This window comes from Leptolyngbya sp. FACHB-8 (genome assembly GCF_014695575.1).
Classification (GTDB): domain Bacteria; phylum Cyanobacteriota; class Cyanobacteriia; order Elainellales; family Elainellaceae; genus Vacuolonema.
On record NZ_JACJOO010000015.1, the window covers coordinates 201,708 to 213,213 of the forward strand.

The following is an 11,506-nucleotide window of genomic DNA, read 5'->3' on the forward strand; positions in this document are numbered from 1 at the left end:
CGAAGTGCCCCACACCACCGTTGCTGTACTTAACGCACTTGCACATCGCTATATAACTAAGGTTAGGTCAAATTAACGATAATTTACCTCAAAGTAGGGGTGCGTATTCCCTTCAATACTCGTAATTTGAAGGCAGCTGAGCCTGTTACCGAATAACCCTGTCAACGGTAGAGGCTACTGAGGAATTCCAGGGGAATAACCGGGTTCAAAACCTGTACAGGCAGTATTCCTATCAAATGGCCTGTCCAAGTATGGGTTTTTAAGTGAGATAAACGGTCAACAAGTGACTGAGCGATTGAACACTATTTTTGTAGGAGAATAACCGCCATGGTTACTACATTGGATGATACAAAGCGGATGATGATCGGTGAGCGATTAGCCGACTTGAAAGCATTCCAGAACCTCATTATTTCCAACGATCAAAAACTGCTAGAAGCGTGCTCTTATAATGATGTTCGCGAGCGGTTGCAGAACATGCTTGAGGATGACCAGAAGAATCTGGGCATCATCGAAACAGTAATTGTGCAATATGGTGTTCCGGCAGAACCCAATGCCGCAACGCATAAGTTCATCGAACGATTCCGGGAAATGATGTCGGATGGTGAACTGACCTTTTACCAAAAGCTAATTCAACATGAATTGCTCAAGCATGGGCAGGCCATGAGCGGCATTGTCATCCACAAGGCTGCCCAGAAGGTTGGTGCAGATATTGAAACGGCGATCGCCCCTCTCAATACCGTGAACTTCGAAGGTCGTGCCCACCAGGAGCAACTGAAAGGCGTGCTCGAACAAGTGGGTGTGCGCGAAATGACTGGTCAGGATGCTGACCAGGGGCTGTGGGCTCGGGTTCAGGATGCGATCGCCGCCCTCTCCGGTATGGCTGGTAGCGTCATCACCCAGAATACGAACAAACAGGACATGAACATCCAGACTCTCATTCGTCTGGATCACAACAAGACCAACACCATCTTTACGGAAATCGGGGCAACCCGCGACCCACAGAAGTTGCAGGAGTACTTCGGGCAACTCTATAAGGATCTGTCGGCTCATGCCCTGGCTGAGGAAGAGATAGTCTATCCCCGCATTCGTGGCTTCTATGGTGATAGCGATACCCAGGAACTCTACGATGAGCAGGCCCAGATGAAGTCGATGCTGGAAGACATCCGTTCTACTGATCCTAATCAGGTTGATGAGTTCCGCCACAAGGTGAAGCAGCTGATGGACATGGTAGGTGACCATATCCGCCAGGAAGAGAGCACGATGTTTGCGGCGATCGACCAACATTGCAGCACCGAGCAGAAAGAACAAATGGCTACGGAATTCAAAGCGGCTAAGAGCCGGATTCAACAGGGAATGGCTGCAAATCTTTCCTAGTAGCTGTTTGAAATTCAGGATTAGCGTGGAGTAAGTCATGACTAATTCGCCTTTCACTCGTTTCCCATAGCTTCTTGTTCTGGTAAGTGGGCTTTTGCTTCTGCAAAAAATACCGCTCAAGGAAATTCAGGAAATTGCTATTGGAGGTAGGGAAAGGATTTTATGTAAGACAGGGGGCCTATGTGTCTCCTGTCTTTGCTTGTTGGGCTTGCTTCAATAGCTTTTACAACTGATGTGGGGGATTTCTTTTTCTAAGGTCTAAGTTACAGCCCATGGAGTGTCCTACAGCTCCTTGCTATGGCAACGGATTGGAAATACGGTCGAACTGTATCGATTAACTAATGACTTCTATAAGGTTATTTTATGTTTTGTCGAGGCTGCTCTCTGGGGATGGTGGTTGGCCTTGATTCTGGAGGGCTTGCAAAGTTGCGGTTCCTCTGCTCCTATGGTGGTTGCAAAGTTTTTTGTAATCTGGAGACTTCCCCTTTCCGTGGCCGCTTCGACAAAATGCTAGACTTTTATTGCCTTAGATAGACCTTGAAGGCTGTCCAGCCATTCGGGTTACACTTGGGCATCCACTCCTCCCTAAGATACTGACGCTGCCCGATTGAGTTGCAAGGATGTGTACCAGTAGATTTGAGTAGACAGTCTCGAAAAGAAGCACAGGTACCCTATTCGATTGGCCTCTTCTGGCTTAATAATCAGACTCTAGAAAGTTTACTTTTTGGTGGCTGCTGTGCGATCGCCCTCTACCGTATTGGTATGGGCCGCGTTGCTTCAGCAGTCTCTTTTTCATGAGTTGCCAAAAGAATCTAATCCCCTGGAAAAAGCATCACTCCTATGGTTATTCAATCGCAGGTCTAACGAACACAACACATGAAAAGGAGGGGTCCAACGGGTATGAAGCTTAGCCTGGGCTGGTCTACTAATAATATTTGGATACTTATCAGACGCTTACTATGGTTGGGTTTTTGGTCACTAGTCATCCCCACTGGGCTGTATAGTCTTTGGCTTTATCGTGGCCACTCGTTACTACCCCTGCAAATTGCATTAATGGCGATCTCCCTGTTGGGTTTGGTGGTCGTCAACAGCGAGACCGTTGCTGTTCTTCAGCGAGGGCGATCGCAATCGTTTGAGCGGGTCAGGGGGTTACTCCAAAAGTTCCTTCCGGGTTCGGCTCCTGTAGTCGAACCGATGGTCACGGTTGTTCCTCCCCAGCAGCTTCCGTTTGTCTCGGTGATCGTGGTGGCCTACCTGCCCAATGAGCAAGACATTATTCTGGAAACCCTGGAACACTGGCTCACTCAGGTTGAGACTCCGTCGGTTGGCTGGGAAGTGGTGCTGGCCTACAACACCCCAACCCGTCTTCCGGTAGAGGCGCAATTAGAGCAACTGGCTCGCCAGTTTCCAGAATTAATCCTGTTCCCGGTGCATGGCAGTACCTCCAAAGCCGAGAACCTGAATGCAGCGCTACAACGGGTTAAAGGGGAGATGACGTGTATCTTTGACGCGGATCACCTTCCTGCCCGAGACTGTTTAATGCGTGGCTGGGCATGGCTGAAAAACGGTCACTATGACGGTGTTCAGGGCCGCAATATCATCCGGAACTACGACGACAACTGGTTAACAACGCTGGTGGCCGTAGAATTTGAGTGTATTTATGGGGTCAGCCATTATGGGCGATCGCTGCTAACAGATACGGCATTATTTGGAGGGTCTAATGGTTACTGGCGTACCTCCGCAATCCGTTCTGTTGGCTTTTGTGCCGCTCGTTTAACAGAGGATATTGACGCAACACTGCGGGCCTTGCTACAGGGGTACCGTATCGTCCATGACCCCGCTATTCTGACAACGGAGCTGGCACCGGATAATCTGAAGTCATTGTGGTTGCAGCGGCAGCGCTGGAGCCAGGGGTGGATTGAGGTGGCGCGGCAATACCTGGGCGGGGTATTGCGATCGCCCTATCTTGATCCCTTCCAAAAAGTGGGTTGGGTCATTATCCTGCTCTATAGTCAATACTTCCATCCCATTATCTGGCAGGCCATTCCGATCTCTCTGAGTTTGGCGCTGATTGATCCGGGCCATAACTTGACCGATGCGATGGAAACCTGGAATTGGAGCATGATGGGTATTCTAACCCTGAGTATTGTGGCTCAGGTGGTAGTTGCCATTCGTCCAAAGTTCTCGAATTCGCCCCTGTCCCTCTGGCATGGAGCGCTCTACTGTTTGCTGTCTCCTTTCTACTTCTGGTTCCGTAGTGTGGTAGCCCTGGTCGCGTTCTACAATCACATCTGTGGAAGTCGCACCTGGCATGTCACCCGGCGTACTCGCCGTAAAGCGGCTCGTCTTACGATCCATCCCCAACCCGAAGAACCCTATCCTGTGCGCAGTCGATAAGGTTTAGCGATGCAGAACTTGACCCTTCATCAGGGATTAGTTCTGCATTAATCAGGGCTGCTAGAAATAGGGGGGGAAACTCCAGAAGCATTTGTTGAGCCCTCCTCTGACTCGCTGTTATTTCTTGGCTGCTATAGATGCCTTTTGTTCTCGTGGTGACGACAATGATGTTTTTAGGCCAATAAGTTTTGGTCTTCTAATAAACGCCTTCAAGAGAGTGATTAGCTGTAGCTATCGATAGCCTCAATTCAAAGAAAAAACTGCCGAATACACATCATCATGAATCGGATAAGGAGAGCGTTGGGGTTTAACCCCGACGCTCTCCTTGTACCAGGCGGCTGTAGCTACAGCTTTAATGGCTGCTTGAGAATTTATTATCAGCTATTGGGGCGCGATCGCTTAATCCGGTCGATCTCGGCCTGAAGGTCAGCTAGCTCGCGGCGTAACCGTTCTACGTCATCGCTGGTGTTAGAAGTAGAAGGAGGTGCCGGTTCTACATCCACCGCTCCCTGGGTGCCACGACGATAATTCCCAGCTCGAATCTGGCGGAATTCCTCCGAATTCGCCCATTCCTGTAGAAAGGAAACCCGCTCGACTGTAAACGGATGGGTTTGAAAAACGTTTTGGGAGAGATTGTTGTAGAGGAAGAATTTGTAAACCTGGTTCAAGCCATCCTGATCTAGATCCTGATAGCGTTGGGATTGGCGCATGAACTCCTGTAAATTCAGTTCATTAGCATAGCGGTTACTGCCTCCCGCCAGATGCATCATGTTTTGTAAAACAGGATTGAGGTCATCCATGACCAACAGAGCGGCCCGATCAGCGGACAACTCTGCTTTGCGAAGCCACTCATAAAATGCCAGAATCATCCCGGTACTAACCAAGGTGCTGAGGCCGAAGGTCATCTCTGCCAGCCCCGAAGCAACGGTAATGGCCCAACTTGCCATCTGGGTCAGGGTATTATGGCCACACTTCAGGTGCCCCAACTCATGAGCAATAACAGCCCGTAGTTCCTGAGAGCCGCTAATCTCTAACAGACCTGTACTGAGGACGACGGAAGGGCGCTCTTGCCCAATGGCATAAGCGTTTACCATTGGAGATTGAGACACAAAGAGAACTGGCTCGGGAGAGATATCTAGATCTCGGAGGCATTCTCGAAATATTTGATAAATGGTGGAGTACTGGCGAGGGCCTACTTCGATGCTGTTCCCCATGAGGTACACGAAGCGGGGCCGATCAAACGTGAACTCGACGAAGCGGCGAGCTACAAGGTCAAAACCGGGCACACTGCGCAAGGCTTGCTCAGCCTGGGAATCCAGGGGATGGCGAAATGCTGCGGCTGAAATTCCAGGGTAGGAGGGCATAAGGGAAGAGGGCAGGAATTGGCTGCATCTAGTTTAATCGCTGATGTTTGAATCGCTGACGTCCATCACTTCAGAAGATCCTACGCTTGAATCAAAAAGTCTGAAGCGGCCACACTTAAACCATTGCTGAAATCAGCAAATTGCCCACCGCTCCCAAACCCAGCAGCCTGACGGTTTTGATTGTAATACAAGGCCCCTGTGGCTCGAATGTAGGTGAAGAGGGCCCTGCTAGACTGAGCTTGAGCAAGCGTACCTACGGCCTGAAAGCTAACCTGATTGCTGCTGAGGGCTGTAAATGTCGTGCGATCGAGAATCAGTTTATCGGGTCTCTGGAAATCAGTGACGACATCAATACCGATTGAGGATGTTTGAAAGGTACGACCTATATCAAACACAAACTGATCTGCCTCGGTTCCGCCCGTTAACGTGTCGCTACCGAGCCCACCGATGAGGCGATCGCGCCCCCCAGCCCCCAGAAGAGAATCAGCATCCGCGCCCCCATCGAGTCTGTCATTCTCGGCACCGCCATTGATGCGATCGCGACCCAACCGCCCGATGAGCTGGTCGTTGCCGCCAAAACCGAAAATACGGTCATTGCCCCTTAAGCCATCAATCCGATTATCAGCGTTTGTTCCGGAAAGAACATCATTGCCTACAGTAGCGGGATTTTGCTGGACTGTTACCAGGAAGGTGTCTTGGATAAACTGCCCAAGCAGGTTGGTCGCACGGACGGTGATGGTGGCAGTTTTAATGGGAGCAGGACGATAACTGAGCACCAGGTTATTGTTCTGGATACGGGCGTTGACCAGAGCAGAGTTTGAGTTTCGGACCACGTTAAACCGCAACTCGCTCAACTGTGAAACGGTAATGCTGCGATAGCGTACCAGATCCTCGTCTCCGGTTACGGATGGATTGGCGGGATCAATCTGTAAAGGCAGGGTATCAAAGGCTCCCTGGCCGAAGAAGCCTGTGCCATTAAAGCGGGGAACAGTGGCGATCGCATCGATAACATCCAGATCAGCGGGTAAAACCTGGCCAAAGACTGTAAACCCGCCGTTCTGGGCATCCAAGTTGGCCGAGTTGTTGGCTAAGTTAAAGAACCACTGGTTGGTTGCACTGTTGGGGTCTCCCCCTAATTTAGCCATGGCGATCGTACCGCGCAGGTTGGACCGTCCAGCACTAAACTCATTCTGAACAGGTGCATTAGCGGGAATAACCCCAACTGCTGCTGCACCGTTGTTCGGGGTTGCCTCCAGTACGGCGTCTAATCCATTTACAGTAAAACCACCGCCCTGCACTACGAATCCCGGTACAGAGCGGTGAATAATTGAGTTGGTGTAAGCGCCGCTGTTAACGTAATTTCGGAAGTTTTGAACGGTCAGTGGAGCTCCAGCCCCAGGCTGATCAAACAAAACAACGTTTGTGACCCCACCATTCAAAGCCGTATTGTAGAGCTCAAACCTGGCTACCAAGCCGGTTGTCAGGGTATCGTCAAAGTTATTGAACAGATTGATCGTTGTGGTTTCGGCTTCTCGATCTACAACGTTAGCGATAGGATTGACCGCAATTGCCATAACAGTATTGATTTATATCTGGACAGTTAAATTCACTCGTAAACGTGGCTTGCCTTAGCAGAGTGACCATTAGTAGCGGACGGCTCAGCTATAGGTTTAATTCCTGCCTTTTCTAAAATGGCAGGAATTAAATCTTCTCGGCGAACGGCCATGAGATGTACACCCTGGCAGAGATCGCGGGCAGATTGAACTTGCTCCGCGGCGATCGCCACCCCCTCTGCCAGCGGATCCTGCGCTTTTTCTAACCGCTCAATAATATGGTCAGGGATAGTGACTCCAGGGACATTCTTATTGATAAAGAGTGCATTTTTAGCAGACTTTAGCAGAAAAATTCCTGCGAGCACCGGTACATTATAGGGGGCCGCAATCTTATCCATGAATTTTTCGAACCGTTCAAAGTCTGAAATGAGCTGACTCTGGAAAAACTGGGCTCCAGCTTCTACTTTCCGCTCAAAACGCCGTTGTAAACCCGACAAACTATTACATTGGGGATCAACGGCTGCTCCAGGAAACAGCGTAGTGGCCTGGTTCGTTAAGGGCTTACCGTTACAGTCTTCGCCAGCATTTAACCTATGGATCAGGCGAATTAAGCGAACCGACTCTAAATCAAAGACAGGCTTGGCCTCAGGATGATCGCCAGCCGCCACAGGGTCGCCCGTTAGGGCAAGGACGTTGCGGATACCGAGAGCCTGAGCGCCTATGAGATCTGCCTGAAGGGCAATGCGGTTGCGATCGCGACACGCAATCTGAAAGATTGGCTCAATCCCGTTTTGCAGTAGGAGTGCGGAAGCTACCAGTGATGACATGCGCATGACAGCACGGCTACCGTCGGTTACGTTGACCCCGTGTACCCAGTCCTTCAGCAAACAGCCCATTTCCAGCATGTGGCTCGGGTCACCGCCCTTGGGGGGCATCACCTCCGCCGTCACCAGAAACTCTCCGGCCTGAGCGGCAGCCCGGAAGCGGGAAAGAGAACTGGACGGGAAAGGGGATGAAAAATCCATGCAAGCTATACCTAAGGGTGATGAACATTGGGAGCTTTGGAATCAATAGGATACCAGCCCCTGGTCTTTTTCGGATTTTGAACCCTGGTAGTGGATATATCAAACCCTCTAGCAGAGGATGTTCGTAAACCTCCAAAAAGGATAGATTTTTTCGTTTGTGAGAGGTAAAAATACTTTCTCTAGTATCCTGGGACGTAAGCGAACTTACGCCCAGTTGAACTCGTTTAGGTCTACGTAGGTAAGTAGTAGCCGAGGGACTGTTTTACCTTCAGTAAGGTTTGACTCGCTACTTCGGTAGCCTTTTCTGCACCCTGGCGAAGCACAGAATCCAGATACCCTGGCTCCTCCATAATCTCCTGGTACTTGTCCTGAATGGGTTTCAGAGCTGTGATCACAGTTTCTGTAAACAGAGGTTTGAACTGACCCCAACCCATTTCTCGGCACTCAGCTTCGACTGCTTCTTTGGTTTGACCTGATAACACCATATAGAGGGTTAACAGGTTGTTACATTCTGGGCGATCGGCGTCATTAAACCAGAGGCCGCGGGTGGAATCAGTTTTGCAGCGTTTGATCTTATGCTGAATTTGCTCAGGCGTATCCAGCAGATTAATGCGGCTGAGATCGGATGGGTCAGACTTGGACATTTTTCGGGTGCCATCTGTCAGGCTCATAACTCGTGCCCCCTCAGGGCGGATGAGTGGATCAGGCAGCTTCAAAATAGGCTTTTCCTCGCTCCCAAATTGATAATTGAGGCGGGCTGCAATGTCACGGGTGAGTTCTAGGTGTTGCTTCTGATCTTCTCCGACGGGTACTTTGTCGGGCTCATACAGAAGGATGTCGGCTGCCATCAGAGCCGGGTAGGTGAGCAACCCTGCACCTACATTCTCCCCTTGCTTGATGGATTTCTCCTTGAACTGGATCATGTCTTCCAGCCAATTGACAGGGGTGATACAAGTAAACAGCCAGGCAAGTTCACTATGGGCAGAAACATGAGATTGCACAAAGATGGTGGCATGCTCCAGACTAATGCCGCTTGCCAGGTATAACGCTGCTACCTGGCGGGTGTTGTTGGCCAGGGTGGCAGGGTCGTGGGGCACAGTAATGGCATGCAAATCTGCCATGAACAAATAGCTATCATAGTCATGCTGCATTTCGACCCAATTGCGGATGGCTCCCAGATAGTTGCCCAGGTGCAAATCGCCCGTGGGCTGAATGCCAGAGAGAACCCGTTGCTTACCCATGTGACCCAACTCTCTTGATAAATCTTTTGACAAAAGGCACGTAGATTAACCGTGACAAACAGTTACGGAAATTATCCTGATTATCGCCTCTGGCGAGGGCATCTGGCGGGAGGATTTTTGCAGAGACAGCAAATTTTCAGTGGGGCTGGTCTTTGGTCAGTCACAAAAACTGAGAAGTTTCAACCATGATGAATAGATGTTGCCCTTGTCAACCTGGGAATTGCTCTGTCATAATTAAGAAATGTAAATGGAAAGACGTCATTATGTCTCAGCCTACCGCGAGCTTGCCTTCCGAGCCTCTAGCCGAGTGTTTCGAGTTAGCCAGGGATCCAAAGGCTCACCTGGATGCAGAACGCGTATTTGCCGAATTTAAGCATGACTTGACGAGCGCTCCCCCTGAAGCGATGCAAGTTGTTGAGCGACTTTGGAAGGAGCTTCTGCTCGCCCGTCGTTCTGCTGCCTTTTGGGAAGAGATGAGCAATGTTGAGCGTTCCATGACCGAGCGCTTGGCTGCTGACCACATTCAACTCCAGCAAAATTACTTGCGTCTGGTGCAGGAACAGTAAACGAGTAGTTGCTCGTTAACTCACACTTCTTTCAAAGCCAGTGAGGTGCGAAATGGGTGTGTGGTGTCGTATGCATCTCGCACCTCACTGGCTTTGAAACGGCTATAGATTTGTAAAATTAAACCCTGGAACTGGATGTAGAAAGCACGGCAGAGCTGTGCTTCTCTCACAACGTTCTGGGGTTTATTTTTATGTGTTCCTCACAGTACCGAAGCGAGGATGGCGATAGAAAAGCTGCATCCTGACCATAAATTTGAAATGGAAAAAATTTGAAATGAAAACCGTATGTTTTCTGTATCCTGGGGAACTTAGCTTTATGTGCTCTTAATAAAGCCTATTTGATCTGTGGCGGGATATAAAATACGAATGAATTTTAGATGAAATGTATTTTTGATTCACAAAGTCCATACGAGTATTTACGTAGCACATTTATCTAGTGCGATAAAAGGTTAGGCAAAACCGTGCAACACTTTTGCTCATAAGCTTGTTGTTCGCCAATTCTATAAAAGATTTTTCAGGTGCGAGAAGGTTTCAACTTGGGCTTCATCCCCTTCTATTGCACAAAAATGGTAGAGGTGGTGAACTACAGTGGCAATTGTATGCCTGGTGACACGATACAGGTGAGCTATGAACATCTACGCTCTAACAGAATTGCCCCCACAGAACCGCCACATAGGCTGGTCTGTCTGTTACGCTTTTCAGGATACGCTGGCAACTACGTGCGATCCATATTTTCTCCATCCCCAAGTTCATAGAATTCGCCGTAACAAGCTCCGTCGACTCTGGCAGCGTATCTCCAAAACCTGGTATACCTTAGATCGACTACCGACATTAGGCAATGCACCCAATGTTCTATTGATGATTGGGCATTCCTCCCACTTTCTATCATCTATATTCACGTTGGGTTCTTTATTAGATCAATTTGACTTGCGAATTGCCTATCTACTGGATGGATTTGATCCGAAAGCATTAAGATCACAAGCTTTATCCCACATTAATCATCTTTTCGTTGTTTCGGCAGAGATGGTTGATGCTGTACAAGCTATCCATTCCATTGATACTTCTTTTCTGCCTTTAGGGGTAAACACTTTCCGATTTGAGCAACAAGCTCAGCGCTCTATCGATGTTATGGGTTATGGTCGGACCAACAAGGCTGTTCACCAATGTCTACAGAAACATTTTAATCAGTCTTATAGCGATCGCCTCTATTTCCATTCCACATTTGATCACGGAACGGTTACTGATCCGCAAGAACACATCACATTACACAATCGATTACTCAGCCGCTCAAAGGTGAGCCTGTGTTTTGAAGTGAGTGATGTGCCACGTTTTCAGGGCCAATCGCCTCTAGTATATCGCTGGCTTGAGGGTTGGGCCGCGGGAGCGGCGATCGTGGGTAAACGTCCGTTTGGTAAGGGAACCGATCAACTGCTCGACTGGCCAGATAGTACGTTTGAGATTCCAGATTCGCCAGAAGACTGGATACCGTTTTTTGAAGAATTACTTGCTAATGACAGCTTATTGGCAAAAGTTTCGGCGCGAAACACGTTAGAGTGTCGTTTGCGGCATGATTGGCGTTATCGTTTGCAGTCTATATTTCAGCAGTTCAATCTTCCCATTCCTGAGAAGCTTGCAGCGGATATTACGCAATTACAGGCGATTACCCAACCCGTCGGAGCGAGGGAAACACCCTTATCCATGGGAGCAGAGCCTCGGCAATCGGAAGTGGTGTGAGCTTCTCATATCGTTAGAAGAAGCCAGCGACGGAAATCATCCATAGAAGTGGGGAATGCACTCTCCACTTTCAAACATGGACAAGCATGACCCGTCGAGTCTAGTAATCTTTCAATTTTCAGTGTCGGGTATTTGGTACCAGCCCTTTCAAGGTGCTTTTTTATCTTTTTTAGATTTCGATTCACTCAGCAATCGAGCAGTGGAGACATGAGGTTTGTCTTTTTGCCGTTCGGGTTTTGGAACTTTCTTTTT

8 protein-coding genes and 1 pseudogene are annotated in these 11,506 nt (G+C 49.1%); 4 read left to right on the top strand and 5 right to left on the bottom strand.

The features are described from left to right. Positions 1 to 327 precede the first annotated feature (327 nt). Together H6F91_RS03710 and H6F91_RS03715 are read left to right on the top strand one after the other, a co-directional pair. Positions 328 to 1,374, top strand: coding sequence for a hemerythrin domain-containing protein (locus H6F91_RS03710; RefSeq protein ID WP_190774392.1), 1,047 nt, complete (start codon positions 328 to 330; stop codon positions 1,372 to 1,374). Between the two features lie 1,053 nt (positions 1,375 to 2,427). Beyond that, positions 2,428 to 3,771, top strand: a complete 1,344-nt coding sequence (locus H6F91_RS03715) for a glycosyltransferase family 2 protein (RefSeq protein ID WP_206754895.1) — start codon at positions 2,428 to 2,430, stop codon at positions 3,769 to 3,771. 377 nt (positions 3,772 to 4,148) lie between these two features. Here the strand turns inward: H6F91_RS03715 and H6F91_RS03720 are convergent, their stop codons facing one another. The 5 genes and pseudogenes from H6F91_RS03720 to trpS all read right to left on the bottom strand — a co-directional run bounded on the left by H6F91_RS03720 (position 4,149) and on the right by trpS (position 8,954). Further along, complete coding sequence (locus tag H6F91_RS03720) at positions 4,149 to 5,135, bottom strand: M48 family metallopeptidase (RefSeq protein ID WP_190774390.1); 987 nt, start codon at positions 5,133 to 5,135, stop codon at positions 4,149 to 4,151. Between the two features lie 80 nt (positions 5,136 to 5,215). After that, positions 5,216 to 5,968 (bottom strand): calcium-binding protein, encoded by a 753-nt coding sequence (locus H6F91_RS28510; RefSeq protein WP_347280007.1) that lies wholly within the window; start codon positions 5,966 to 5,968, stop codon positions 5,216 to 5,218. Positions 5,969 to 6,127: 159 nt separating this feature from the next. Then, positions 6,128 to 6,553, bottom strand: a pseudogene (locus tag H6F91_RS28515) (peptidylprolyl isomerase); the annotation flags it as partial. 188 nt (positions 6,554 to 6,741) lie between these two features. Further along, complete coding sequence (locus H6F91_RS03730) at positions 6,742 to 7,713, bottom strand: methylenetetrahydrofolate reductase (RefSeq protein ID WP_190774388.1); 972 nt, start codon at positions 7,711 to 7,713, stop codon at positions 6,742 to 6,744. Between the two features lie 230 nt (positions 7,714 to 7,943). Next, positions 7,944 to 8,954 carry a tryptophan--tRNA ligase gene (gene trpS / locus H6F91_RS03735; protein ID WP_190774387.1) on the bottom strand — a complete coding sequence of 337 codons (1,011 nt, stop codon included), beginning with the start codon at positions 8,952 to 8,954 and terminating at the stop codon, positions 7,944 to 7,946. A gap of 263 nt (positions 8,955 to 9,217) precedes the next feature. On the opposite strand from trpS, the gene H6F91_RS03740 reads away from it, so the two are divergent. Continuing rightward, the gene (locus H6F91_RS03740; protein WP_190774386.1) at positions 9,218 to 9,520 is read left to right on the top strand and encodes a hypothetical protein; all 303 of its coding nucleotides are present in this window, start codon (positions 9,218 to 9,220) and stop codon (positions 9,518 to 9,520) included. Between the two features lie 627 nt (positions 9,521 to 10,147). After that, positions 10,148 to 11,254, top strand: coding sequence for a glycosyltransferase (locus tag H6F91_RS03745; protein WP_190774385.1), 1,107 nt, complete (start codon positions 10,148 to 10,150; stop codon positions 11,252 to 11,254). Positions 11,255 to 11,506: the final 252 nt, after the last annotated feature.